We start from the raw sequence: 25,122 nt of genomic DNA on the forward strand, positions 1-25,122 counted from the left end.
TCAGGTTCATCGGCAGGTTGCCGTGGCTGCCGTGCACGATATCGCCGGTTCGGATCTCATCGGCCCACCAGAGCGTATTGACGGCGAAGGTGCTCGGGCGCAGCAGCACCGATTCGATTCCGCAGCCGTGCACCAGCTTTTCCTGATCCTCGAAGCTGAGATCCGGGATGCCGCCGGTGCCGAGGAATACGATGCGCCGGGCGCGCTCGGTGATGAGGTCGAGTGCCTTGGGCAGTTGTGCGCCGGTGTGCAGTGGCCACAGCAGGAAGACCGCGTCGATGTCGTCGAGGCAGGCGAGGAGCGTTTCGGGTTCGGACAGTTCGACGCGCACGACCTGCACATCGGGCGGGAAATCGGTGGCCGCTGGGTTCCGGGTGCCCGCGCGCACAGTGTGACCGGCGTCGCGCAGTTGGGGGACGAGCTGGCTGCCGACGTTTCCGGTAGCGGCGAGGACGAGGATGTTCATGCCTCGATCCTGGCGCCAAAGGAGCGAAATCAACCAGAATAAGGTCTGATATCGCTGGAAACCATCAGATTCGGAGGGATATTGATGGATGCCGTCGAGAGGGCGATCATTCATGCGCTGCAGATCGATGGCAGGGCACCTTTTCGAACCATCGCCGAAGTCCTCGACGTCTCCGAGAACACCGTGGCACGTCGGTATCGTCAGCTGCGAAATACGCATGGGCTCAGGGTGATCGGACTGGTGAACGGTCAGCGGCTCGGTTACGTCCAATGGACGATCCGGTTGCGCTGCACTCCCGACGCCGCCGGTTCCGTCGCGAAAGCCCTTGCGGCACGCGACGATACGTCTTTCGTATATCTCCTCTCCGCTGGCACCGAGGTTTCCTGTACGGTGCAGACCCGCAGTATCGAAGAGCAGGAAGCTCTACTGCTGCACAAACTTCCACGCACCAGCCGTATTGTCGCCATGTCCGCTCACCTGCTGCTACGCGGATTCGTACTGCCCGACGGTTGGCAAGGCGTGACCGCGCTGACAGCCGACCAGGTCGACCATCTCCGGCCCGCCCCTGTCGACCCCGACGATAGGCCCTTCCATCTCGACGAAGGCGATAAATCCCTGCTGCGCGCCCTCAACGACGACGGCCGCACCTCCTATTCCGACCTCACCACCGCCACCCAGTGGTCCGAAACCAAGGTTCGCCGCCGGATGGATGCCATGCGCCGCAATGGAATCCTGCAATTCCAGCTCGACATACCTTCCACTGCACTGGGATTCGGCACGGAGGCGCGACTGTGGATCGCCACGCAGCCGGCCGCTACCGTCGCAGTCGGCGAGGCACTGGCGCGCCACCCCGAAGTCGCTTTCGCCGCTGTCACCACCGGCGCTACCAATCTGGTCGCGGCCGTCAACTGCCGTGATCCTCACGACCTCGGTCGCTACCTCACCGAGCGGATCGCGGAACTCCCCGGCATCGCCACGCTTGAAACCGCCCCGGTCATACGTACCGTCAAACGCGCGGGCGCCCTACTCCTCTGACATCCGGCGACGTGCTCTGCGTCACGGTGCCTAGTCGCCGCATCCGGCGTAAGTTCGTTAATTAGCGAAATATCGAAGGGAGGTGGAGGTGCTCGACGAGTGCAAGGCATTGGCGAACGAGACCCGCTTGCGCATCCTGGCGTGGCTCAAGGATCCGGACGCGAACTTCCCGGTGCGGGGCAATGACACCGCCGAGTTAGGGGTGTGCGTCGGTCTCATCCAGCAGAAGGCGGGGACCTCGGCCTCGACCATTTCGGCACACCTCGCGATCCTGCAGCGCGCCGGATTCCTCAGTGCCACCCGACGCGGCCAGTGGACCTACTACCGCCGCGACGAAGCCCGTATCCGGGCCTTCACCGAAGAACTCAACCGCGTTCTCTGAGCTACGAAGGAAGTTTTATGCCCACCGCACTGTCGATCCTCGACTTGGCATCGGTCGCGCCCGGTAGCACCGCACGCGACAGCTTCGAAAACAGCGTCGCGCTGGCCAGGGCCGCCGAACGCAGCGGCTACCGCCGCGTCTGGTACGCCGAACACCACAACATGCGCTCGATCGCGTCCAGCGCCACCAGTGTGCTCATCGGTCACGTCGCGGCACAGACCGAGACCATTCGACTCGGTGCGGGCGGCATCATGCTGCCCAATCACTCGCCGCTGGTGATCGCGGAGCAGTTCGGCACCCTGGAGACGCTGTTCCCCGGGCGGATCGACCTCGGACTCGGCCGCGCGCCCGGCAGTGACCAGAAGACCATGTTCGCGCTGCGCCGCAATCCTTCCTCGGCGGACTCCTTTCCACAGGATGTGCTGGAGCTGCAGGGCTATCTATCGGGCAACTCACGGGTGCCCGGCGTGCAAGCCGTGCCGCGAGCGGAAGGCATTGTGCCGCTTTATATTCTGGGGTCGTCACTATTCGGTGCGCAGCTCGCCGCTCAGCTCGGCCTGCCGTATGCTTTCGCATCCCACTTCGCGCCGGACGCGCTGCATCAGGCGGTCGCTGTCTACCGCGACAATTTCCGGCCGTCGGAGCAACTCGCCGAGCCGTATGTGATGGCCGGTGTCAATGTGTTCGCGGCCGAAGACCACGATGCGGCGGTAGCGCAGAAGACGATCTCCTACCGTGCTCGCGCTCGAGCCATGATTCGGCGTGGCGCGGCGGGCGCGGACTTCACCGACGAGGAGATCGATGCGTTCCTCGCCTCGCCGAACGGCAGCCAGCTCAGCGCGATGACCCGATACACCGCGGTTGGCACACCCGCCGAAGTCCGTTCGTACCTGGCGGATTTCGCGGGCTCCATCGATGCGGACGAACTCATCGTCGCCCACCACGCCACCGAAATCGATGACCGACTCCGGTCCGTCGAACTCACCGGCGGCCTCATTACCGAGCCGGTAGCGTCCTAACTCAGCGAGCCGCCGACGATCAGGTTCGCGGTGATAGAGCCGTCGGCTCCCTTATCGCCGTAGATTACGACCGCGGCGCCGACCGTCACATCCGACAGGCTACTGCCGGTGAGGACCAATATTCGGGTGCCAGAGGTGACACGAACGTTCGTCGTGGCGCCCGTTACCCCCTGCACCATCAGCGTTTTGCCGTCATTGGCAGTGACCTGTCCGATGGTCAGCCCGCGATTGCCCCCGTTCGCCGGCACGCCGGCAGCGCTGGTTTGCGCCGCCTCGCCGGCCGGTGCCGAATCCCGGCCCACGAAACCCCCGGATCCGCCGGCGAAAAAGAGATAGACCACCAAGATCAGCAGGACCGCGAAGGAGGTTCCGATGAGCATGCCCAAGTCGTGGGGGTTCAACCGTCGCTTCGGCGGAATTACGATGGGGGTGAGTATCACCGGATCGAGGACCAGCTCCGTGTCGCCGCTGTGCTCCTTACTGGGCAGGGCCTTGGGCTGGTTCGACCACGGCGTGGCCGGGGGACTCATAGCTTCAACGTTATTTAACCGAGTGCGAATACCTATCGCCACGGGCGGGAGCACTTCGACACGCTGAGCGGGTCAAGGTGCGGCCGAAGGGGCGGTACCTGGCATTATCCCGTGTATGGTCATTCCCAGCGTGCTGCCGGAACGCCCTACCGTCGGATCCTCGTTCGAAACCGGCTGGCCGGTGCGCCTCGCCGATACCGACCGAGACCAACGTCTGCGCCTCGACGCAATCGCCCGCTACCTGCAGGACATCGGCTTCGAACACCTCGAAGCCGTCGAGGACGGTGACATCCACCGCGGCTGGGTGGTCCGCCGCACGGTCATCGACGTCCTCAAGCCCATCGAATTCAGCGAGCACGTCACCTTGCGCCGCTGGTGTTCGGCCCTGTCGAACCGCTGGTGCAATATGCGCGTGCAGATCTGCGGCAGCAATGGCGGTCTGGTCGAAACCGAAGGATTCCTCATCCATTTCGGCACCGAATCCGGCGTCCCCGCCCGCATGAGCGACCGCTTCATGGCACCCATGCTCGCCAGCACCACCGAACACCGCCTGCGCTGGAAAGCCGCACTCACCGACCCACTACCCACCGGCCCCGACGTCCAGGAGTTGCCCTTCCCCTTGCGCGTCGCCGATATCGACTGGCTCGACCACGTCAACAACGCGGTCTACCTCAGCGCCTTGGAAGAACTCCTCGCCACCCACACCGACCTCACCTCGGGCCCCCACCGCGCCGTCATCGAATACACCAAACCGCTGACAGCAGGCGAGCAGGTCCGCGTAATCGGCCGCCGCGCCGGCAGCACCCTCGACGCCTGGTTCGCCGTAGCCGACGACCCCCGAGCCGCCGCCCGCATCACCCCCCGCTGACTCCGACCCCACCCGCCACACCGGTAACCAGGCGATTCGGCGTCTGGGCGCCCCCTGAGGTAATCTTTCCGAGCGCCCGAACACCAGGCGCAACGGGCTGTGGCGCAGCTTGGTAGCGCACCTGACTGGGGGTCAGGTGGTCGCAGGTTCAAATCCTGTCAGCCCGACAGTAAAACCCCTTCTGACCTGGGTCGGAAGGGGTTTTCTCTTGTCCGGTTCAGGCAGGGATTTGACCCGATCACACATTAATCTCACACTTTCGGGCCTATTCGCCCCGCGCCCACCGCTCGAGGACGTCCCGATTGTCCGGCACCGTCTCCGGGATGTCGATGTAGTGGCCCTTGGCCACCGCCGTGGTGTTTCCCAACTGGCGGGCGGCGCGCTCCGGGTCGTCGTATTCGTGGTCGACGGCGGTGGCGGCGCCCTTGCGGAAGGTTCGCGGAGTGATCCATGCGTAGGTTTCGCCGCGGGCAGCGCGCCAGGTCCGGCCGAAGTTGTTCGGATTGCGCAGTGTCCCGACCCGGGACGGGAACAGCAATCCCATCGGGTTCGGCTGCCCGGATATCTTCAGGTAGTCGATGGCTTCGCGGATGGCTTCGATGGTGTGTGGGGGCAACAGGATTCGGCGCCATCCGTTTTCGGTCTTCGGAGCGGGCTTGCGGACCCATCCGCCGGTGCCTTTGCCCTTCTGCTCGACCAGGGTTCCGGTGATGTCCAGGTACGGGTCTTCGGCCTCGAGATCGATATCGTCGAGGAGCAGCGCGAACACCTCGTGCGGGCGCATGCCGGTTCCGGTGATCACGTCGATCACCCATACCACTGCCCAGTCCCGCGCTGGTCCGGTCGTGTAGGCCGGAGTCCCGGGAATCGCCTCACCGCGAGCCCATGCGCGGACCTGGGCGCGGAAGGCCGGCAGCGCGTGCTGGTCTTGGACCTTGCCGCGGGCTTGCTTCTTGCGCCTGGTGAATGCGCCGACGCCGTCGATCGGGTTCGTCTCGACGGCACCGTGGCGGACGGCGATCTGCATCATGGCGCGCAGGACGATCTTGTGCTGCTTGGCTTTGCGGCGCAGCCCCAGGCTCACCAGCCGTTTGAGGTGCCGGTCCAATTCTCCGGCGGTCGCTTGCCAGACTTGGAGGTTGCCCAGGGAGTTCTCGATCTTGATCGTCTTCGGGTCGGCACGTTTGTCCTTCGACACGTAGATCTCGCGGCGGTAGTCCTCGATATTTCCCTCGGTGTAGTCGTCATCACTTTCCAGTTCGACGAGTAGTTCGGCGGCCAGATCGATCAGCTTGGTGGTGCGGGTGATGCGCCGAGATCCCAGTTGTTCCCGGTGGTCGCGCATGGCTTCGGCGAGCCTGTTGCGTGCGTCGTCGGCGGTCACACCGATCCGTTCGAGCTGGGTACTTCCCGCTGCCCCATAGAAGCGAACGGTGGCGCGCCAGCGTCCGTTCTTCTGCTTCTTCGGCTTCGTCGGTGTGCCGAAGGTTCCAATTGGTTTGGGGAGTCTGCCGCCCAATTGCGCTTTCTCCGTTCGGTACTCGGTGTATGGATTGCTGCGTGCTGCGCTGTGCCGAGTCGTGGACCTAGGTGGCCCGGCAGCTGCTCGGTGGAGTGAGTGAGGGGGAATCATCGGACCGACCGATCGGCCGAGGTGGATAGCGATGTCCAGCGCCGACGAGTCTCGAAGATCGGAAACTCGGTTTCAAGACCCGAAAGTTTGCTGAGCGATAGCTATGACACAGCGTCGCTCAGCCGGTTGCACGGATTCCGTGGTGACTCCATCAGCGACAACGGACATTCGGGCGAGGACTGCCTTGCGCGGGGGCGCAGCAACACGGCAGCCGGTCACGTCTTGTCCAGTTGCTCTTGCTCCCAGGCGAGCAGATCGCTCAGTCGATAGCGCCGGTACCGTCCCATTCGTGCGTATCGAGGACCGCGTCCAGCGCTCGCCCAGGCGGCAAGGGTCTTCTTCGGAATCTTCAGCCGTTCGGCGACATCGTCGGTGCTGAGCCAGACCACTTCACCGCTCATGACGGTCTCCATGTGAAACCGCCGCGCCGCGCTGGCTGCTGATGTGTTCGTTGCCGTGGACGCGGTGGGCTGGACAGGAGTGTGCTACGGGCTGATTCGCTTTTCGTCGGCGCAGAGGACCGAAAGACTCCACCCGGAGTCGGTGCGCAGCGACGAAACCGAGTGGCAGTACATGGCAAATGATCGAAGTGATGCCGAGCGGTCGACGGGGCCAACCGGCAGCGCTATGCCCTCGCGTGGAATCCCTTGCCCCGAATATGGACAGCGCTGTGGTGCTTGGTGGCTGGGCTGCGCTGGAGGGGCTAATGGGGTGCGGATACATGGGTTACTCACTTCCGACCCGTCCGCGATTCATTCCCCTAACTCCATGAAACCCCAAATCCCACATTTTCGCCACCGATCTTGTGTCGGTGGGCGCCTTCATGCGACGAATCCGCAGAGTTGGGCTTCGTGACCGCTTCGGGCTTTTGCGCATCGGGGACAGCCGGTCACATCCGCCCGAGGTCGACGACCCGCTAGTGGACTTCGAGAGATCTGGGTGTGCCCAGCGGCACCTTGGCGATCTCGCGCCATTCGTATCGGTGGTTGTCCCGGTTCAGCTCGATGAGCGATACCGCCGTGACGTGTTCGACAACCTCGGTGTGGCTCAACTGATTTCGCGTGAGTATGTCGCGGAGGCTGGTCATCGACGCCGCTCCGGTGGAGTAGGCGAGGGTGAGGTGGGGCTGGAATCGGTCGTCGCGCTCGGGCACATTGTCCAGACCCCATACGTCGGCGATGGCTTGTTGTAGGTCGTTTCGAACCCACTGGAACCCTTCAGGATTCGCGATCGGCATCCCGATGGTCTCCTCGTCCACGGTGGGAGGTCCGATCGAAGCGTCGAATGGTTCACGCCGGGAAAGATGCTCGGAAGCCGCATCAGCGATTCGCTCGACGTCCCCGGCCGCTACCTCATCGGTGAATCCGATGCCCTGAATCGTGACGTGCAGTCCTTCTCTGCTAACGGCGTCCATGGTGGGGATCTGCGCCAGCGTCGGCGCGAACAGGTCGACGAGGCGTGCGACGGGGGAGTTTTCGGCGAAGGTCACGTGCCAGGTGTAGAACGACCGGCCCAACCTCCAGCCGGGACGCCACCACCAGTGATCCCACGTTGAGTCCTGCGCCATCAGAGTTAGTCTCCGTTCGTACCCGCTGCGAGCGCCGGCAGGTTCCCGAGGTCTGCGAGTTGCCGGAATGCTGTTGCGGCATCCACGATTTCGGAGACATGGCTCGTCCGCCCGGCCGTATCGCGTGCCAGTTGCGCGATTTCGTCGACCCGTTGCATCAGAGGCCCGACCCGATGTTCGGCTGGTGTTGTGGCCGCAACACCGGCGAGCTCGGCGCCAGCGACGTCGAGGTCGCCGAGCGCGATGTATCCCTTGATCCGCTGGCAGCGGACCATGCGTTCGGAGCCGAGGTTACGCAACGGTGGTGCGGCGCTGCGGAACTGGTCGAGGGCCGTGGTGGCAAACTCGATCGATTTGGCTGGGTCGCCGTTGACGAGCGCGGTGTCGGCCCAGTATCCACCGGCGCGTTCGATGGAGCATGAGAACGGTCCCGTGAATTGGTCACGCTGTGGTTCGTCGGTCAGCCGGGCTGCGATATCGAGAGCTTCCTGAGTCGCTGCGGCGGACTCCCGCGCGCGGCCGAGATGGGCTAGGTCGATAGCTCTGGCGCTGGCCAGGATGAGCGCCGCTGTGCCGGTGGTGGCGTAGGTGAGTCCGTCTGTGGCGGCGTCAGCTGCATCGTCGTACTCGCCTCGCCAGGCCGCTGCGGTGTTCTGTGCAGCGCGGATCCAGGCCCGTAATTCGTTGTCCTCGGTGTTCTCGGCAAGAGCCCACGCGGTACGCAGATGTCGCTCGGCGATGTCGGCGTTTCCGAGGTCTGTCGTGATCCAGCCGAGGATCGTCATGGACCATCCGGCTATTGCGTACAGTTCGGCGCTCTGCTGCGGGCGTTGCCGACCCTGCAGCAACTCGATCGCCCGATCTCGGGTCCGGACCACGCGCTGAAACAGTGGCAGCGTAGGCGATTTCAGGTACTCGCGGGTCACCCAGCGCAGGTTGTCGCGGAGGTCCTTGATCGTCAGCGGGCCCACGTTGGTCGTTTCCGCCCATGCCAGCAGTGACGCGGATTCGTCGGCCGTCGCGAGCAGAAGATCACCGTCGCTTGGACGAGGGACAGTCCCTGTACGCGAATTGTTTGCGACCGTGGTCCAGAACCGTTGCTTCGCATCGTCGGTGGCATCCTCCAAGACCTGGTACAGCAGTCGCTTGCTCGACTCGTGCATGTTCGACGTCTGCCCGGACTCCCAGAGGCTGAGAGTTCGCTTCGTGACGCCGACGATGCGCGCGAATTCGAGTGGGCTGCGTCGCATCGCTTCGCGCAGCGCGCGAACCTCTGCGGGCGCCCACTCGATGTCCACCATACGGTTCGCTCCCCTGCCTGCGACCAGTGCCGAACAGCAAATTACCCGCTCTTAACCCTTCCCGCGCTGGTTCCGCACTGTTATGGACCGATTCGTTGCGCGCAGGCTCATTCCAAGACCCGATGCCAGATCGCAGGCAATTTCCCCATCCGGATGCATAGACGTCCACCGACGGAACGATGGGGCCGCCGTTTGGTCGTCCGGCATCTGGGCGCAATCAACGCCACTAGGGGAGAGACCATGTCGACGCAACCGGATACCCGGGACTTGTGGGTCGCGCGCTTTCGTAACTGCGACGCGCCGCTGATCGAGGACATCGACCGCGAGCAGGCCCAGTTCATCCTCACCACCCACGCTGGGCATGGACCGAGATGCGGTCCGTTCCTCGCGGCACTCGCTCGACTCTCGCACGTCATCGGCTGAGCCATGGCGGTGTTTCTGTGGATAGCCGTAGGGGGCATCGCCGGCGGGTTCATCGTTGGGGCCGCGATCGTCCTTCGGCCCGAAAGACGCGGCCCCAGCGTGTTCGATATCCAACGCAGGCTCGACGCCGAGGACCAGGAGTCGTGATGATCACCGGTTTTCTGCTGATCGAAGGAGTGCTCGCACGCCCGTCCGTTCCTGATTGGCACGAGCTCCGGGCCGCCATGCATCAACAGATCGGCAATATGCCGAGCAACCATTGGACAGGCGACGAGCCGACAGGCCATCCAGTCACCGAATGCGCTCGACGTCTCGCTGAGCAGCATCACATGTATCTCCGATATCCGGAGCGTGCCAACGAAATTGACGGCTGTCGTATCGCGCTCATCGCAGCCATAGACCACTGGGTCCGAAGCCACATACGTCCTCGAACCACGACAACGCTTGGTGATGCGGCCGATTCGCTCGCCGCGGCCTACGTCCATGCCCTCGACGTTCTCGAGCACGCTGTACGTGGATCCGATCCAGCCGTGCTCCGCGCCTGGTCAGAGCTGAGTTTCTACGCAACCAAGTGGTCGGACCTCGTCACCGAAGTTGTCCACGGTCAGCCCCCACTGCCGTGATGTCGCCACAGCTGGCGGGGTCATCTCCAACTCATTGAATCCATTGATAGACATCAACTCCCGAATGAGAGCTAGGTATGACAAACGTGCTTGTCACCGGCGGTGCAGGATTCATCGGCTCGCACTTCGTCAAACGGCTATTGGCCTCGGATGACACGACTCGGGTGACGGTCCTCGACGCACTCACCTACGCCGGTCACCGCAGCAATCTTGGCGTGGCGATGCTGTCGGATCGGCTGAACCTCGTGGTCGGCAACATTCTTGATGCGCGCCTCGTCGACGATCTCGTCGCCGCGCACACGACCATCGTGCATTTGGCGGCCGAGTCCCATGTCGACCGCTCCTTCTTGCAAGGCGGCCATTTCCTGAGCACGAACGTGTTGGGAACCCACATCTTGCTCGACGCTGCTAGGCGCTGGGATATCCGCAAGTTCGTGCATGTCTCCACCGACGAGGTCTATGGGCCGTTGCTCTCGGAGTCAGCGTCGGAGGACTTCCCACTGCGTCCTACGGTTCCGTACGCCTCGTCGAAAGCGGCGTCGGATCTGGTGGCGTTGTCGTACTGGCGAACATACGGCGTTCCCGTGTGTATTACGCGCAGCAGCAACAACTTCGGCCCGGCACAGCATCCGGAGAAGATCATTCCTGCGTTCATCACCGCCCTGCTCAAGGGCGAGCAGGTCACCCTGCACGGCGACGGTGGCCACGTCCGTAACTGGCTGTGGGTGGAGGACAACTGCCAAGGTCTGGAATTGGTGTTGCGGTACGGGGCGCCAGGGGAGGTCTACAACATCGGCGGCGGCACCGACCTGACGAACAAACAGCTCACCGGCCTGATCCTCAAACAGGTCGGTACCGACTGGGGGCAGGTGCGATATGTGGATGACCGGCCGTCCAATGACCGCCGCTACTCCATGACCTGGGACAAGATCGCGGGCTTGGGTTATCAGCCGGTGCAGCCATTCGAGGACGGGCTCGCCGAGACCGTCTGTTGGTACCGCGATCACCCCGACCGCTGGGCACCGCAACTGCGGAACCCGGCAGCTGCTGTGGCGGCGATCAAACTCGACCCACCCTCGGGGGAGTGACATGAACTCAGATGGGTCGCGCATGCCGCGTCGCGTGCTCGTCACCGGGATCGGTGGTCAACCGGGATTCGATCTGGCCAGACGACTGCTGCAACTCGGTTGCGAGGTCATCGGCACCGACGCCGACCCTCTCGCCAACGGGCTGTCGCTGCCAGGTCTGACCGTCCGCCAGTCGATCTCGTCGACCGACCCCCGCTACGACGCCGATCTGTTGAGGCTGTGTCGGGACTTGCGGCCGCATGCGATGTTGTCGGCGGTCGAGTCCGAACTCCCGCAACTACTTTCGCTGCGCGCGAGGTTGTCCGAGATGGGTGTGCGAACGTGGCTGCCGCCGCAGCGCGCGATCCACGCTTGTCTGGACAAGGCGGAGTTCGCTGCGATGCTGGCCGAGCACGGAATCCCGACTTCGCGCACTTGGCTGCCCCACCAGATCGCCGACATTCCCGACGACTGCCCTCTGGTCGTCAAGCCGCGCCATGGGCAGGGCTCCCAGAACGTGGTGTTCTGCCGGACCTGGCAGCAGGCCCTCATATTGTGCGAGGTGGTGCCCGAACCGATCGTGCAAGCTCGCGTCGACGGCCGTGAGTTCACCGCGGATTGCCTGGTAGACCGCAATGGGAAAGCGTCGGTGATCCTGCGGTACCGCTTGCTCACCAAAGGTGGGCTATCGATGGTGTCGAGCACCTTTCACGATCCGGAAGTAGCCGACGCTGTCGCCGCGACGTTGTCGGCGGTTGGGGCGGTTGGATTGTGTTGCGTGCAGGGCTTTCTCCGTGACGACAGTCCGGGGCGACGAGTCGTCATGACCGAGATGAACGCCCGCGTCGCGGGCGGATTTCTGCTTGCTGAAGCCGCCGGTGCGGACCTGATCGAACAGGCTTTGGCGGGGCTGTGGGGACTTCGAGTCGACCATGACCGGCTTCGGTACAGGCCTGGCGTTTTGCTGACCAAATACGTTGAGACACTCACCGTTCGCGACCTCGCCCCGGTCCGTCACAGCTCTGGGACGACACATCCTCAACCGTTCCAGTTCCTTGCAGAAGGACCTTCCGATGACAACTTTTGATCCCCGGTCCGTGGGCAGGAACGCCAAGCCCTACTTGCACGGACCGGAATACGCTGCGGTGGCCGAAGCGCTGTGGATCGGGCAGTGGGGCCACAACACCGCGACCGAGGCATTCGAGGCCGAGCTGGCTGTGTTCCTCGGCGTACCCGACGTGGTGGCGGTGTCCTCGTGCACCGCCGCCCTTCACCTGGCACTAGTCCTTGCCGGAGTGGGTTCCGGGCATGAGGTGATCGTGCCGTCGCAGACGTTTTGCGCGACGATCCAGGCGATCCTGATGAGCGGTGCCGAACCGCATTTCATCGACATCGACGCCGACACCCTGTGCGTGGACAGCGCCGCAATATCGGGGGCCGTCAACCCGCGCACGCGAGCGGTGATGCCGGTGCTCTACGGTGGCCGCGCCGTGGATCTTACTGCTATTCAAGACAATCTGGATCGACGAGGAATCGCAGTCATCGAGGATGCCGCACATGCCTTCGGCTCTCGCCTCGGTCCGGTACGGGTGGGTGCGACTGGGGCGCTCACCTGTTTCTCGTTCGGTCCGATCAAGTCGCTGACCTGTGGTGAAGGTGGAGCGTTGATTCCACGCAATACCGATGAGGCCGACAGGGCCCGAACCTTGCGTCTCCTGGGTGTGAGCCAGTCGCAGGCTGCTCGGATCCGGACAACCTCCTACGAGGTCGATACTGCGGGGTGGCGCTATCACTTGAGCGCCGTGCACGCGGCGATCGGTCGCGTGCAACTCGCGCACTTCGACGCCATCGAAATCGCACGCCGGAATTTGTGGCGTGCCTATGCACGGGAGTTGGCGCGTTTGGATCGGGTCACGCTGGTCGATATCGATGTGGAGCGCACTGTTCCGTTCAACTGCGTCGTGCGCGTTATCACCGGCCGCGACCGCGGGTTCGAGATCCTGCGTGACCGCGGTATCGGTGTGGGAGTGCACTACCCGCCCAACCACTTACAGCCCGCGTTCGCGCGATGGTCTCGACCATTGCCGGTCACTGAAACCACGGCGCGACAAATCATGAGCCTGCCGTTCCACCCCGCAATGACCGAGCAGGACGTGACGCATGTCGTGTCGATGCTGGCACTGGCACTCACGGAATCGGCACCAGGCCAACACCTTTAGTCCGCTGTGGACAGCACGAGTTGCGCGAGCTGGTCGGCCGCCTCGGGGCGGCCACGCAGCCGGGCTTTCTCAGCGATGGCTGTCCGGCGTTCGGGTTCGGCGAGCAGCGGATCCACTACCGCGCGAAGGGTTTCCGCTGACACCTCGCCGAGCAGAGCGACTGCCGCGCCAGCCTCATCGAGAGCACGCGCGTTGTGGGCCTGCTCATTACCCGCAGCGGAGGCCAACGGCACGAGCACCGCGGCTTTACCCAACGCGGCAAGTTCGGCGATCGTGCCCGCACCGCTGCGGGAGATCACGATATCGGCCAGCGCCAGCACATCCGGCAGTTCCGGTCCCACGAACTCTGTGACCAGATATCGGGGCGACAGCTCAGGGGCGAGAGCGGCGGCGTGCTGCTGTAAGTCTGCGAATGCTGCGCTGCCGCATTGGTGAATCACGTTGGCGCGGAGCAACAACCAGGGCAGAATCTCTCGTACGACATTGTTGATCTGCGCTGAACCTTGCGCGCCGCCGGTGACATAAACCGTCGGCAGGGATCGATCGAACCCATGCAACCCGAGCGCCTCGATTGCGTTGTCGGCCTTGCCTGCCTCGAGGATTTCCGACCGCACCGGGTTGCCGGTGACGACAGCGGTTGTGCGCGCTGAGCGTGGCAGGTGCGGCAAGCTCGATTCGGAGGACACCGCAACGCGGGTCGCGATACGTGCCAGCAGCCGGTTGGCCAGGCCTAAACGGACAGTCTGCTCGTGAATGACCAGCCGTCGACGACACAACCACGACCCGACCCCCACTGGCACAGCCACATAGCCACCAGTAGCCAGCACCACATCCGGCCGAAATCTCGCCACGGCCGCGCGCGCCTGTGCGACACCAACCGGAACCCGGCCCAGGTCAGTGATATTGGCCCTGTTGACCATCTTCAGTGGGTTGCGGTCCCGTCGGATCTTGCCGGTAGCCACAGCCGTGAACGGGATGCCCTCGGCCTGTGCGACCCGGGATTCGAGGCCATCGGCCTGCCCGATCCATAACACCTCCAACTCCCGGCCCGAGGCGGTCAGTTGAGAACGCAGCGCCCGGATTGTGGTGACAGCAGGGAAAACGTGACCACCGGTGCCACCACCGGCGACGATCAAACGGAGAACCTGCTGTGGACCGAACGGGAGGGCGTCTGCCATACCCAGCAGCCTAATGGCAGTCGATCTGACACTGCGTGTTGGCGAATGCCTCCATCGGCGGTCAGGCGTCTGCGTGGATTCCGTGTTAAACGTGCTCGGAAAGCAACTCTGCTATGCAGCCATGTGCGGCGTTCGCTCGCGTCGATACGGTAGTAATGGAGGTCGCCCGTGCGTGGGATACGTGAGGTGGGGATGGACGCCGAGTCACGAGGCGGCGCCCGAGCCGGTCGACCGTTCGTTCTGACGGGCCACGGTAGCGGTCGTGGCGATGGTGGCGATTGTACTCTCGCAGGTAGGCGGGATCCGGATTGTTTTCGGCGATGGCTACGAATGTTGTTGTGGAAGGTGTGATTCGGTAGAGCTCAGGGCTTGGGTGTGGTAGTCGTACAGCGTGGATGGCACTGCGTTCGGGCGGTGCCGGCTGCTCGGGTTGCTCGGTGCGGGTGGGATGGGGCAGGTCTATCGGGCCTTCGACACCGAGACCGATCGCGTGGTAGCGCTCAAAGTGCTGTCGCAACATCTGGCGCACGACCCGAAATATCGCGAGCGATTCCGGCGGGAAGCGCACGCCGCGGCGAGGTTGAGCGAACCGCACGTCGTCCCGATCCACGACTACGGCGAGATCGACGGGCGCCTGTATTTGGATATGAGGTTGGTCGAGGGGCAGGATATCGCCGCCTTGCTCGCTGCCGGGCCGATAGCGAACGACACTGCGGTGGAATACATCCGGCAGATCGGCTCGGCCCTGGACGCAGCGCATCGGGCCGGGCTCGTGCACCGCGACGTGAAGCCTTCGAACATCCTCGTCACCGCGGGCGATTTCGCGTACCTCATCGATTTCGGGATCGCCGTCGGCAGCGGCGACTCCAGCTTGACCACCACCGGTGCGGCAATCGGCAGTTTCGCCTACACGGCACCGGAACGACTCCAGCACGGCGCCTGCGACGCCCGCTCTGATGTGTACTCCCTGACTTGCGTTCTGTACCAATGCTTGACGGGCTCCCAACCATTCCCCGGTGACAGCGTCGAGCAGCAGATCACCGCACACTTGAACACGCCACCACCACGACCGTCCGCATCGGCAACGGTGCCAGCCACCTTCGACGCGGTCATCGCGCGGGGAATGGCGAAGAACCCGGACGACCGCTATCGCACAGCCGGGGACCTGGCCGCGGCGGCACGCGCCGCGCTCGATCCGGCACCCACATCCACAGCCACTCCGGATCCATCCAGGCTGGCCACCACCCGAATCAATCCGAGCGCACAACCACAAACCCGCAACCGGCCCGGATTGAGGTGGATCGTCGCCCTCGCGGTCATAGCGGCCATTGCCTGGTGGGTGATCAGTGCTCGCACACATCGGGAATCGCCACCGGCAAAACCGACTTCGGTTACCTGCGTGACGACGAGTCCGACACCGGCGAACAACCCAGGAGTCCCAACAGCACCCCCGTTGGGCCCGCATTCCGATTCCTGTCCGCGATGATGATCGCGCACTTCCAATCGACACGCGAGCTCGCCGATCCGCCCGGCGGCAGACTAGTGCGTTGGGCGTTGGCTGCGTACTCGCGACATGATGAGCCGGAGATGGTGCGCGTAGGTCTCCTCACTGGTGCGTGCCGCCACACAGATCTCGATGATCCGCGTTTCCAGCTGGACCCGGCCGCATTCCCTTTTCCCTGTCCCGGCGGCGGGCATCCAGGCCGTGCGACTGCGTGGCTGGGCCGCTTGTAGGGTCTGGGGCCACAACCATGCCGCCTCGATTAGCACACCGGCGGTGATCGCGAGTGACCGCAGAGCGGTGAACGACAACCAGAAAACGCCGGTGCCGATGAGGGCGGGCATGGCGGTCGCGATCAGTGGATGCCGCGGGCTCCAGCGTTCTAAATCCGCGCTTACGTGGGGGTTCGTATCGGGAGGGGGATACATGCGTTAACCACACGCCTGGACCTGCGGAAATGCTGAGTTTGATGCCTGCGCGAACCTGACTTTGGCAGCTGGTTGGGGTCATGTTTGAACCGCCTGGCCACTCGGCGCACAAAACCGGTGCCAAAGCTAGGGTTCTTCGCTCGTTTCCGACCGAAGTCGATCGTCATCGGGTCTTTGTTGACCCGCTTATCGAGGCTAGCCATCGCGGAGAGGCCGAGCACGAAATCGCCGATCTTGATTTCCTGCCCGGCCAGCTCGCTATCGGCGGTCGCGAGCCGACCCAAATTGCTAACCCTATATCCCGCAGGAACTCTTCGACTGCGCTGTCGAGGCGTTCTGGATGCTGGAGCAGTTCGCGACGGTGCTCTGGGTGCTGCGCGAGAAACGAGCAGGCGAACCGCAGCACGTTGTCGAGCGGGCGACGCAGCGAACGAGCGGACGGTGCGTCGGCGTGCCCGAACCGGAGCAGCACGATTTCGGCCTGGTCCGGTCCGGTGTCGAACAACCGCTGGTAGCGGGCCCGCAGGTCGCGTAGCGTGGCGCGCTCGGTCTCGTTCAGGCCCTGTCCGTCGCCTCGCTCCAGACGAGCGAACAGATATGGCAGCGTGGTCATGGGCTGCACCGCGACCCTGTGTGCGGTGGCGGCGAGCCAGAGACGCTGCAGGACCCGCCCGCCGTGCAGGTAGCTGGTGTCTGCCAGACCGGGCACGGTGAGCAAGCCCATTGCCGAGGCATCGGTGACCGCCGTTCGGGACAGATCCGCAAGGGCACCGCCACCGCCGATCTGCCCGAGATACTGTGCGACCGGCCAGCGCCGGAGCAGACCCAGCACGGCCCGCTCGATGGCGGTGAACTCTGCCGTGGCGAGGTCGAGGCCGTGCGGTGTGTTGCGCACCTCCTCAGCGGTCCATCGGTAGCCCCGCATTATATCGTGATGCATGGCCTGGTTGAGCATGCCGATGCGATCGCCGTCTCCGGCCAGCGCACCGAGCTCGGCGAGCGCGTCATCATCGCTGACCAGCTGAAGCCGCCCACCGGAATCGGAGCACACCTTCGCGAACAACCCACTCACGTGTTCGCCGAGGAGTCGACGCTGCGCACGTCGTCGATTGGTAACACGTGTGATCACATCGGTGATCGGGTGAGCAGCCTGCCTATGCGCGTCCGGGCTCAGCGTGACCGTGCACACCAGGCTCGCGTCGTCGCTGTCCGGCCAGATTCGGGTGCTCGCACGCAGCCCGAGATGTGCTGCGGCCGTTTCGATATTCTCGATCAGCGCGCCGAAGGCCACCCAGGTCGCGGTGAGCTCGAAGTCGAGGCTGGGCAGATCGCGCGCTGGGTCGTGAACCGGTGGAGGGTATTTATTCGAAGCTTGCAGTATTCGGAGCGGTCTTGCGGGGCATCGGTACGGCGAAGGGTCGCTACTCCTCGATGGTGGCGATTAGCTGTGTGGCTTGCACGGCAAGAACCTATACCTCCCTGGTCGGCATGCGCGGTCTCGTCGGTGTGTGACACGGGTCGACGGCTCCTCATGAGGTCGGTGCCGGTGGGGTGGGGTTCACCAGGCTTGGCGGGTGGGGTGGATGACGAGGTCGTTGATGGTGATGTTGGCGGGTTGATCCAGGGCGTAGGCGACCGCGTCGGCGACTCGTTCGGGGGTGATGGCGACCTGGTTGAGCTCGGTGGCCACGGTTTTGCCTTCGGTGTTGGTGAGTTTGTCGGTCCAGCCGGTGTCGATGACGCCGGGGCTGATCATGGAGATCTGGATGCCGTTGTTCACCCCGACCTCGCTGCGCAGAGATTCGGTGATGGCGCGGATGAAGAATTTGGTGGCGCTGTAGACGCCGCTGGCCTGCCCGACATTGTGGGCGGCGACCGAGCTCATGTTGAGGATGTGCCCGGATCCGCGGTCCAGCATCGCGGGTAGCACCGCGGCGATGGCGTTGAGGTAGCCGCGAATGTTGGTGTCGATCATCTTGTTCCAGTCCTCGACCGCGACGTCTTTCCAGTAGGAGAACAGCATCAGCCCGGCGTTGTTGACCAGAGTGTCGATCCGCCCGTATGTGGTGGTCGCGTAGTCGGCCAGGGCAGCGACGTCGTCGGGGTCGGTGACATCGGTGGCCCGGAACACCGCGGTGCCGCCGTCGCCGGTGATGTCGTCGACCAGGTCGCGCAGTTTTTCCTCGTTGCGGGCGGCCAGCACCAGCCGCGCCCCAGCGGCGGCGAGGCGTTTCGCGGTGGCCGCACCGATGCCGGAGGAGGCTCCGGTGACGATCACGACCGTGCCTGTCAGGTGACTCATCGTGAGGGTTCCTTTGCTGTCAGCTGGGGCGGGCCAGTTCGGCCTGGCGGGCAGCTTTGACCGGTTCAGGTGTGGTGCAGTTGTCGACGGCCTGCTGTTTGGTTTTCTCGTCACCGCCTACGACGTGGTCGACGTCGTTCATCAGCGCTTCGAAGCCCTGCTCGGCGACTTGGGTTTTGTCGTTCTTCCAGCTGTTGTCGCCGAACTTGGTGTTGCCCATGCCCGCGTGGGCGTGGAAGTCGCTGTCGGTGGCGCCGGGCAGCAGCGCGGTGACGGTAACCCCGGTCTCGCGCAGTTCCTCACGTAGTGATTCGGCGAAGGAGAACCCGAACGCTTTCGACGGCCCGTACACCGTCTCGTAGGGGGTCGGCAGCGTCGCCGACACCGAGGACACGATCAAGATCCGGCCGCGACCGTTGCCGACCATGTGCCGTACGACGCGTTTGGCGGTGTGCACGGTGCCGGTGACGTTGATCGCGATCAGTTTCAGTTCGTCGTCCAGGTCGGTGTCTACGAACGCCCCGCCCAGGCCGATACCGACATTCAGGGCGGCGGCTTCGACCGGACGGCCGAGTTCGGTGACGAAGCTCCAGAAGCTTTCCACGCCGTCGTAGGTGCCGGCGTCGGCCTGGTGCGGGTATGCCTGGACACCGATCTCTCGCAGGGCCTCGGCGGAGTCGAACACGCGTGTGCTCTGCCCGGAGATCGCCACGTCGTAGCCGTGGGAGGCGAACTGCTTGGCGAGCTCGAAACCGATACCCGACGAGCCGCCGGTGATCATGGCCAAGGGTCGATCAGACATTGGGAAACCTTTCGTGGTGGTCGCTACGTTGGTCTCACCCCGGGGCGGGGCCGACGTTACCGCTGATCAGCGGCGATCCGGCCCCGCCACAAGGGTGTGGGTCGTTTCAGAGCGCAGTACCCACCGGTCGGTGGGCCACCCGCAGCCACTGCTTTATCGGGTGTTCACGGGTGTTCGCGGTCGGTGCCGCGGCTGAGCTTTTCGCGGTCGGCGATATCGGCGCGCACAGCGTCGAGTTTGTCGAGGATGCCGTCGTAGGCGAAGTTGCCCAGCGGCAGCCGCAGCGGCGGAGTCTGCTCGCCGGCCACATCGACGATCGCGACCGCGGCGCGCTGCGGGTCGCCCGGTTCCTCACCTGCGCCGGCGCGGAAGTTGCGGCGGTATTCCCCGGCTGTGGAGTCGTAGTCGGCGATCACATCGGCTGCCCCGACCTCGGCCGCGGAGTTACCGGCCCAGTCGGTGGCGAACCCGGAGGGTTCGACCAGGATCACCCGGATCCCCAGCGGTGCGACTTCTTGGGCGAGGGATTCCGAGAGCCCTTCCACGGCGAACTTCGTCGCGTTGTACCAAGACACCGCCGGGAACGAGCGCAGGCCCCCGACCGAGGAGACGTTCAGGATCGTGCCGGAGCGTCGGGCCCGCATCCCGGGCAGCACGGCCTTGGTCACCGCGGCGAGGCCGAACACGTTGATCTCCACCATCCGGCGGGCTTCGCTGTCCTCGGATTCCTCGAACGCGGCGAAATAGCCGATCCCGGCGTTGTTGAACGCGACGTCGATGCCACCGAAACGCTGTTCGGCCGCAGCCACCGCGGCAGTGACCTGCTCGGGTGAGGTCACATCCAGCGCTAGGGGCAGGACCCGGTCACCGAACTGCTCGACTAGGTCGGTGAGGGCCTCGGTGTTGCGGGCCGTGGCGGCCACGTTCTCGCCGCGGCGCAGAGCTTCGGCCGCGACGTGGCGGCCGAAGCCGCGGGAGGCGCCGGTGATGAACCAGGTAGCCATGGTCTGTGTTTCCTTTCCACCGGCCCGGACTCGGACCAGCAACATCCAGGAAACCGACGCCACCGGTCGGCGGGAAGGGTCGCTTCACCGTAGGACCGATTCGCTAGGACCAACAGACCTACCCACTCCCGCGAAGTCGTCGCCACAATGGATAGCGTGGGTAAGAACGAAGCGCTGAGCGAATTCCTCACCAGCAAACGAGCCGCGATCACCCCCGCTCAAGCCGGGATCACGGTCACCGGTGCCCGCCGTGTGCCCGGCCTGCGCCGCGAAGAGGTCGCTTTCCTCGCCGGAGTCAGCGCCGACTGGTACACCCGCCTCGAACAAGGCCGCCAGATCACCCCCTCCGATTCTGTGCTCGCCGCGGTCGCGCGGATCCTGCAACTCGACGACGCCGAACGTGACTACCTGTTCAATCTTGCCCGCCCCGCCACCAGCACCATCGACACCGAACGGCCGGTGCGACCCGGCATCATCAAGATGATCGAGGGCTTCGATCACCAGCCCGCATTCGTGCTCGGCCCCCGGATGGAGGTGCTGGCCGGCAACGAACTTGCCTGGGCACTGCTCGCCGACTTCCCGCGCCGCCCGGCCGGGGACCGCAACCTCCTGCGATGGGTCCTGCTCGATCCCGCCGCGCACTCCCTTTACCGGGACTGGGCCGTCATCGCCTCCGAACTCGTCGGAGTGCTGCAGCTGGAATCCAGCGCCCGCCCCCACGACCCGGCCATCGCCGCCCTCGTCGGTGAGCTCTCGACCGCCAGCCGCGAATTCCGCACTTGGTGGAGCGCCCCCAACCCCCAAGGCCGCACCACCGGACGCAAACGCTTCAACCACCCGATCGCCGGCGAACTCACCATCGACTGGGAAGCATTCACCGTCCCCGACGAATCCACCCACACCCTGTTCATCTACAGCGCCGCAGACCCCGAATCCGAACAGGCACTGCGCCTGCTGGCGTCCTGGCGCGCCACCCCCGCCGGCCCCACCCCACGCGCCGCCGAGCGCAACCAGTGAATCGGGAAAGCGGTCCAGACCACTGCCTGCGAGGGCTTTCGTGAACCGCGCACGAGACGCACCCGCCCCTGGGCTCCTGGCTTTCGGTTGAGGCCACGGCGCGCATGGTGCCCGCTCTCCCCGAGGCGGACCAATCGGTCTATATTCGAATACGTGTTCGAGGATTGGCCGGAGGAGCAGCCGTCGCCGCGTCGCGTGGTCGATCCACCAAAGCCGGTGACGGTAGACCTCGGGCTCGCGATCCCCGGCGACGGCAACGGCTTTGGAGTGAACGGTGTGCCGTTGCGGGTCCGTGCAGGCGGTCTGGTTGTCTCGGGGCGGGTTCCGGGGCTGTTGCGGGCCTGGGCCCGAACGAATTCCGGCGGCTGGCTGGGCCTGGTCGACTTCACTCTGTCGACCTCCAACGGTCGCGGTCATGTGCGAGTCCGGCAATGGTGCTCCAGCCGTGCAGTGCAGAAGGCCGACGATCAATAGATAGACCGTCGACCGCGGTCTGCCGGCCGCTATCCCGAAGGCAACACCGGTCGCGCCCGCGTCGGACTACGCCGGCCGATGCCGACCCCGCCGGACCTGGCCGCTCTGCTGCGCCCCCATCGCGGCCTGAATCGGCCGGGGGCGCCTCCAGCTCCGAGTCGCCTTAAGTGTGTACATGGGCGAGGTAGTCTGCCCAGCTTGCTTGGGCGTAGTGGGCCCATTTCTGGGCGGTGCCGGGGTCGATGCCGAACAGGTCGCTCATGACCATGGGTGGGAGTTCTCCGGCGGCGGTGATCATGGCGGTGTTGCGGGCCGGCCGGATCGGAAGCCCGTGCTCGGTGAGCATTTCTCGCAATGAGTGGGGGTGGCGCGGGCGGCCCGGTGGTCGGCCGGGAAACAGGTAGGCGGGTCCGGGGCCGCCGGGTCTGATCATCGATTGGATGGCATCGGAAACGATGAGCCGGTCGATCAGGCGAGCCAGGGTTGGCGGAAGCAGACGGGGTGGCGGTCGATGGTGAGGAATGCGCCGGTGTCGTCGCGGTGGAATCGGTCGGTGGTGAACTCGACGATGAGGACCAGGGGCAGGGCATAGAGCCTGATCAGTGCTCCCGCGATTCGCGCTTCCAGCGGGATGGATTCGTCGGTCAGGCAACGGTGTAGTTGCTGTTGGTGGGCTTCGAAGCCTTGAAAGTCGTTGGGCAGTCCGCTGGTTTGGGTAGGAAAGTCGAGGCCGGTAGCCAATCCGCGAGCTTGGAGCCAACGGAAGAACACGATGACCGGATGGGATTTCGACGGGTGAGAGAGCAGGAACCCGTCGATGTGATCTTGGGACAGGTTCTCGATGCCGGCGCCCTGGGCGTTCAGCCAGGTCAGGAATTTGATGGCGGCCCGGATCTGAGTGCGGTCGGCGCTGGCAGCGCCGACGCGGTAGGGGCCGCGGGCGGCGCGGCGGCGAGCGTCGCGGACGACGTGCCAGTCGGCGAAGGGCCGGATGATGTGTTGCTGGCTGCGAGGCAGTTGGGTGAGTGTTCGCTCGGACCATAGTTCGAGCTGGGCGAGGGGTTCGTTGCGGGTGGGCAGGACGCCGGCGCCGACGAGCAGCGCCCGGATGCTGTGGGTGGCATGACGTTGGGGTAGTTCGTCGAGGGCGGTGTGGGTGATTTCGCGGTGTTCGGCGACCAGCTGTGACAGCAGTTTTCGGGATTGGCCGGTCCGCAGCCAGGCGATCACCGACCCGGGGTTCGCGCCGGCGAGGGCATCGAGCAATGGTTGCAATTGTGGGATGACGGTGCCGGTGTCGTTACTGAGTAGGTTGCGGGCCCGTTCGGCGGCCACGCATTTCATGCAGGTGTGATCGACCATGAGTCGGCCGTCGCTGCCGCAGCGTCGGCAGGTGAAGTTCAGTTCCAGCCCGCAGCAGGTGGTGCAGAGTCCGCCGCCGTTCTCGACGCCGACCAGGACCCGGGCCTGCCCGCAGCTGCTACACGGGCTGGGCTGGTTGACCCGGAATTTGTAGCAGCGTCGGCAGACCGTGCCCAGCGGCCAGCGAGCGCCGACTACGTCGTCGTTGTGGCAGATAGCGCAGGTCTCGGTCTTGCGCGGCCAGCAGGTGGCGCAGTGGAACGCCTGACCGCCGACCTTGGCTCCTCGCCTGGTCTTCCCGCAGACCACGCATTCGCCTGCGTTGCGGTAGCAGCCGTAGCAGATGTCGGGCTTATTTCCTTTGGCTCGTGAGTGGATCGGTGTGAGGTTGCCGCAGAGGCCGCAGAGCCGCGGTGGAGGCCGATAGCAGTTGCGGCAGGCGGGCCCTTTGGGTGTGCGGGCGGCGATCCGACGGACCTGGCCGCAATAGGCGCAGGCATCGACGGGGGTGCTGCATTCCTGGCAGAGCAGCAAACCATCGGACTTCCGTCGCCGGATCGGACGGACCGTGCCGCATCCAGCGCATTCCATCCGCCGGACATTCTCCCTGCTGTAGCAGTTGGTGCAGACTGCCCCGTCGTCACGGTGCGCGACGATGATCCCCACCTTGTTGCAGCGGACGCAAAGCCGCTGTTGGGTGCGTGCGACGCAGAGAACGCAGCAGCGGCCCTCCGCGACCAGGCGCGGCAGCGCTTTGATCTTGCCGCAGCGCACGCAGCCCAGCTGCACTACCTTCTCGCCGAATCCTTCGGAGTCGAGCAGCCGCAGCAGCCTCACGAAACAGTGCAGGCTGTGTGCCGAGGGATCGATGAATGCGTGCGGCCGCTCGGCCAGGTGGTCAGCGAGGTCGCAGGCGTTTCCCGCCGCCCAAGCCTTGGCTCGGCGCAGTAGTTCTTCGGCCCTGGTTGCGGTCATCGGCGGCCCGGCGACTGCGACCACGGCCGCGACCAGCCGGGCCCGCGCGGCTGCCAGGTCTCGATGCCCGGAACGCCGCCGCATCAGGATCGGCCGGGGCGGCGAATCACTGTGCGGCGCGGTGCTATAGGCGCTGCCGCGGAGGGGCGCCCGTCGGCCGTCTTGCGAACCTGCTGGTTGACGATCTCGGGCTGTATCAAGTCGTTGGGCGTGCAGCTCAGGATGTCGCAGAGCGCGACCAGCGTGTCCATGCTCATCCGCTGCGGCGCAGAAGTGACCAGCCGATAGACCTGCTCCCGCGACAAAACGATGCCGCGCTCGGCCAGCAGCGGTACCAGGTCCGATGTTTGGAACATCTGCTGATCGGCCATCAGGTCCCGTAACCGCCAGCGGTAGCCCATCTTTTTGATCACGGTGTCACATCCCAGAAGTCGCCGAGGCGGCCCTTCAAGGCTGCCGCCAGCAGTGTGTTGCGGTATTCGTTCGAAACGCCCATGTAGACCGCCGTTGTCGCCGCGTTGGCATGCCCGACCTGCTCCTGCACAAACCGTGCGGGGTAACCGAACTCGATCAGGTGCGTGACGAACGAATGCCGAAGACAGTGAACGTCGAGGGCGTTGTCGAGCCCAGCGGCGTGCTTGATGTCGACGAATGCCTCGTTGATCGAGCGCGGTCGCAGTCGGCCCAGTCGCTCGGTCACCCACAGCGCCGGGTGCTTTCCGGGTCCGAACCGCGGCCGTAGCCCGGTCAGCCAGTCATCGAGGACATCGGTGACCCAGTCCATTTCGGGAACCAGCAGCACCGACCGCCGCTTCGGCGCGGACCCTTTCGACGCCTTGCCGTAGCGCACCGTGACCGACCCGAAGCCTCGGAACTGCGGGGCCTTCGGGTTGCGCCGCAGATCCACCAGATCCAGTTGGGCGGTTTCGGTGCGCCGCAGCCCCTC

General features: G+C 64.8%; 27 protein-coding genes, 1 tRNA gene and 2 pseudogenes. 14 read left to right on the top strand and 16 right to left on the bottom strand.

What is annotated here, in order from left to right; all coding sequences use genetic code 11:
• Positions 1-466: SDR family oxidoreductase (locus ON44_RS38930; RefSeq protein WP_040699767.1), on the bottom strand; the 466-nt coding region annotated here is incomplete at its 3' end.
• A gap of 84 nt (positions 467-550) precedes the next feature.
• Here ON44_RS38930 and ON44_RS38935 point away from each other — a divergent pair.
• From ON44_RS38935 to ON44_RS38945, 3 genes are all read left to right on the top strand, one after another.
• Positions 551-1,501: an Lrp/AsnC family transcriptional regulator gene (locus ON44_RS38935; protein WP_040699769.1), complete on the top strand. Its 951-nt coding sequence runs from the start codon at positions 551-553 to the stop codon at positions 1,499-1,501.
• Between the two features lie 88 nt (positions 1,502-1,589).
• Complete coding sequence (locus ON44_RS38940; RefSeq protein ID WP_245567510.1) at positions 1,590-1,883, top strand: ArsR/SmtB family transcription factor; 294 nt, start codon at positions 1,590-1,592, stop codon at positions 1,881-1,883.
• 17 nt (positions 1,884-1,900) lie between these two features.
• Positions 1,901-2,902 (top strand): LLM class flavin-dependent oxidoreductase, encoded by a 1,002-nt coding sequence (locus ON44_RS38945; protein WP_040699772.1) that lies wholly within the window; start codon positions 1,901-1,903, stop codon positions 2,900-2,902.
• Here ON44_RS38945 and ON44_RS38950 read toward each other — a convergent pair.
• The gene (locus tag ON44_RS38950; protein WP_157187526.1) at positions 2,899-3,282 is read right to left on the bottom strand and encodes a hypothetical protein; all 384 of its coding nucleotides are present in this window, start codon (positions 3,280-3,282) and stop codon (positions 2,899-2,901) included. The two genes, ON44_RS38945 and ON44_RS38950, sit on opposite strands and share 4 nt — an antisense overlap.
• Positions 3,283-3,547: 265 nt before the next feature.
• Between ON44_RS38950 and ON44_RS38955 the strand changes: the two genes are divergently transcribed.
• Together ON44_RS38955 and ON44_RS38960 are read left to right on the top strand one after the other, a co-directional pair.
• Positions 3,548-4,300, top strand: a complete 753-nt coding sequence (locus tag ON44_RS38955; protein ID WP_040699774.1) for an acyl-[acyl-carrier-protein] thioesterase — start codon at positions 3,548-3,550, stop codon at positions 4,298-4,300.
• A gap of 93 nt (positions 4,301-4,393) precedes the next feature.
• Positions 4,394-4,467, top strand: a tRNA-Pro gene (locus ON44_RS38960).
• 98 nt (positions 4,468-4,565) lie between these two features.
• On the opposite strand, the gene ON44_RS38965 is transcribed toward ON44_RS38960, so the two are convergent.
• The 4 genes from ON44_RS38965 to ON44_RS38985 all read right to left on the bottom strand — a co-directional run bounded on the left by ON44_RS38965 (position 4,566) and on the right by ON44_RS38985 (position 8,801).
• The gene (locus ON44_RS38965) at positions 4,566-5,819 is read right to left on the bottom strand and encodes a site-specific integrase (protein ID WP_040699776.1); all 1,254 of its coding nucleotides are present in this window, start codon (positions 5,817-5,819) and stop codon (positions 4,566-4,568) included.
• A gap of 329 nt (positions 5,820-6,148) precedes the next feature.
• Positions 6,149-6,334 (bottom strand): helix-turn-helix domain-containing protein, encoded by a 186-nt coding sequence (locus ON44_RS38970; RefSeq protein ID WP_040699816.1) that lies wholly within the window; start codon positions 6,332-6,334, stop codon positions 6,149-6,151.
• 515 nt (positions 6,335-6,849) lie between these two features.
• Complete coding sequence (locus tag ON44_RS38980) at positions 6,850-7,500, bottom strand: 2'-5' RNA ligase family protein (RefSeq protein ID WP_040699779.1); 651 nt, start codon at positions 7,498-7,500, stop codon at positions 6,850-6,852.
• A gap of 5 nt (positions 7,501-7,505) precedes the next feature.
• The gene (locus ON44_RS38985; protein ID WP_051183006.1) at positions 7,506-8,801 is read right to left on the bottom strand and encodes a helix-turn-helix domain-containing protein; all 1,296 of its coding nucleotides are present in this window, start codon (positions 8,799-8,801) and stop codon (positions 7,506-7,508) included.
• A 240-nt stretch (positions 8,802-9,041) separates the two neighbouring features.
• Here ON44_RS38985 and ON44_RS38990 point away from each other — a divergent pair, with 240 nt between their 5' ends.
• The 5 genes from ON44_RS38990 to ON44_RS39010 all read left to right on the top strand — a co-directional run bounded on the left by ON44_RS38990 (position 9,042) and on the right by ON44_RS39010 (position 13,133).
• On the top strand, positions 9,042-9,224 hold the full coding sequence (locus tag ON44_RS38990) for a hypothetical protein (protein ID WP_157187527.1): 183 nt from the start codon (positions 9,042-9,044) through the stop codon (positions 9,222-9,224).
• 143 nt (positions 9,225-9,367) lie between these two features.
• On the top strand, positions 9,368-9,847 hold the full coding sequence (locus ON44_RS38995; RefSeq protein WP_157187528.1) for a hypothetical protein: 480 nt from the start codon (positions 9,368-9,370) through the stop codon (positions 9,845-9,847).
• Between the two features lie 77 nt (positions 9,848-9,924).
• The gene (locus ON44_RS39000) at positions 9,925-10,935 is read left to right on the top strand and encodes a dTDP-glucose 4,6-dehydratase (RefSeq protein WP_040699785.1); all 1,011 of its coding nucleotides are present in this window, start codon (positions 9,925-9,927) and stop codon (positions 10,933-10,935) included.
• A gap of 1 nt (position 10,936) precedes the next feature.
• On the top strand, positions 10,937-12,001 hold the full coding sequence (locus tag ON44_RS39005) for an ATP-grasp domain-containing protein (protein ID WP_063721704.1): 1,065 nt from the start codon (positions 10,937-10,939) through the stop codon (positions 11,999-12,001).
• Complete coding sequence (locus ON44_RS39010) at positions 11,988-13,133, top strand: DegT/DnrJ/EryC1/StrS family aminotransferase (RefSeq protein ID WP_040699786.1); 1,146 nt, start codon at positions 11,988-11,990, stop codon at positions 13,131-13,133. Before ON44_RS39005 ends, ON44_RS39010 begins: the two co-directional genes overlap by 14 nt.
• Here ON44_RS39010 and ON44_RS39015 read toward each other — a convergent pair.
• A complete protein-coding gene (locus ON44_RS39015) occupies positions 13,130-14,311 on the bottom strand; it encodes a UDP-N-acetylglucosamine--N-acetylmuramyl-(pentapeptide) pyrophosphoryl-undecaprenol N-acetylglucosamine transferase (protein WP_040699788.1) in 1,182 nt (393 codons plus the stop codon). The genes ON44_RS39010 and ON44_RS39015 overlap by 4 nt on opposite strands.
• Before the next feature lie 391 nt (positions 14,312-14,702).
• Between ON44_RS39015 and ON44_RS39020 the strand changes: the two genes are divergently transcribed.
• On the top strand, positions 14,703-15,797 hold the full coding sequence (locus ON44_RS39020; protein ID WP_051183007.1) for a serine/threonine-protein kinase: 1,095 nt from the start codon (positions 14,703-14,705) through the stop codon (positions 15,795-15,797).
• 53 nt (positions 15,798-15,850) lie between these two features.
• On the opposite strand, the gene ON44_RS39025 is transcribed toward ON44_RS39020, so the two are convergent.
• The 5 genes from ON44_RS39025 to ON44_RS39045 form a co-directional block, all read right to left on the bottom strand.
• On the bottom strand, positions 15,851-16,156 hold the full coding sequence (locus tag ON44_RS39025) for a DUF2637 domain-containing protein (RefSeq protein WP_040699789.1): 306 nt from the start codon (positions 16,154-16,156) through the stop codon (positions 15,851-15,853).
• A gap of 247 nt (positions 16,157-16,403) precedes the next feature.
• Positions 16,404-17,531 carry a nitroreductase family protein gene (locus ON44_RS39030; RefSeq protein WP_051183010.1) on the bottom strand — a complete coding sequence of 376 codons (1,128 nt, stop codon included), beginning with the start codon at positions 17,529-17,531 and terminating at the stop codon, positions 16,404-16,406.
• 267 nt (positions 17,532-17,798) lie between these two features.
• Positions 17,799-18,542: an SDR family oxidoreductase gene (locus ON44_RS39035; protein WP_040699790.1), complete on the bottom strand. Its 744-nt coding sequence runs from the start codon at positions 18,540-18,542 to the stop codon at positions 17,799-17,801.
• Between the two features lie 19 nt (positions 18,543-18,561).
• Positions 18,562-19,344: an SDR family NAD(P)-dependent oxidoreductase gene (locus tag ON44_RS39040; RefSeq protein ID WP_218007744.1), complete on the bottom strand. Its 783-nt coding sequence runs from the start codon at positions 19,342-19,344 to the stop codon at positions 18,562-18,564.
• A gap of 164 nt (positions 19,345-19,508) precedes the next feature.
• Positions 19,509-20,348, bottom strand: coding sequence for an oxidoreductase (locus tag ON44_RS39045; protein ID WP_040699823.1), 840 nt, complete (start codon positions 20,346-20,348; stop codon positions 19,509-19,511).
• A 156-nt stretch (positions 20,349-20,504) separates the two neighbouring features.
• Here ON44_RS39045 and ON44_RS39050 point away from each other — a divergent pair, with 156 nt between their 5' ends.
• From ON44_RS39050 to ON44_RS53115, 3 genes and pseudogenes are all read left to right on the top strand, one after another.
• Entirely contained in the window at positions 20,505-21,365 is an 861-nt protein-coding gene (locus tag ON44_RS39050; RefSeq protein ID WP_040699824.1) for a helix-turn-helix transcriptional regulator, read from the top strand.
• A 153-nt stretch (positions 21,366-21,518) separates the two neighbouring features.
• A complete protein-coding gene (locus ON44_RS39055) occupies positions 21,519-21,839 on the top strand; it encodes a hypothetical protein (RefSeq protein ID WP_051183012.1) in 321 nt (106 codons plus the stop codon).
• A 21-nt stretch (positions 21,840-21,860) separates the two neighbouring features.
• Positions 21,861-21,953: pseudogene (locus tag ON44_RS53115) on the top strand (DUF3703 domain-containing protein); the annotation flags it as partial.
• 49 nt (positions 21,954-22,002) lie between these two features.
• Here the strand turns inward: ON44_RS53115 and ON44_RS53120 are convergent.
• The 4 genes and pseudogenes from ON44_RS53120 to ON44_RS39070 all read right to left on the bottom strand — a co-directional run.
• Positions 22,003-22,272: a hypothetical protein gene (locus ON44_RS53120; RefSeq protein ID WP_245567511.1), complete on the bottom strand. Its 270-nt coding sequence runs from the start codon at positions 22,270-22,272 to the stop codon at positions 22,003-22,005.
• 35 nt (positions 22,273-22,307) lie between these two features.
• Positions 22,308-24,260: an XRE family transcriptional regulator gene (locus ON44_RS53125; protein ID WP_245567512.1), complete on the bottom strand. Its 1,953-nt coding sequence runs from the start codon at positions 24,258-24,260 to the stop codon at positions 22,308-22,310.
• Positions 24,260-24,589 (bottom strand): helix-turn-helix domain-containing protein, encoded by a 330-nt coding sequence (locus tag ON44_RS39065; RefSeq protein WP_040699793.1) that lies wholly within the window; start codon positions 24,587-24,589, stop codon positions 24,260-24,262. Before ON44_RS39065 ends, ON44_RS53125 begins: the two co-directional genes overlap by 1 nt.
• Positions 24,586-25,119: pseudogene (locus ON44_RS39070) on the bottom strand (tyrosine-type recombinase/integrase); the annotation flags it as partial. The pseudogene ON44_RS39070 and the gene ON44_RS39065, both read right to left, overlap by 4 nt.
• Positions 25,120-25,122 lie beyond the last annotated feature (3 nt).

Source organism: Nocardia vinacea NBRC 16497 (assembly GCF_000308835.1).
Taxonomy (GTDB): domain Bacteria; phylum Actinomycetota; class Actinomycetes; order Mycobacteriales; family Mycobacteriaceae; genus Nocardia; species Nocardia vinacea.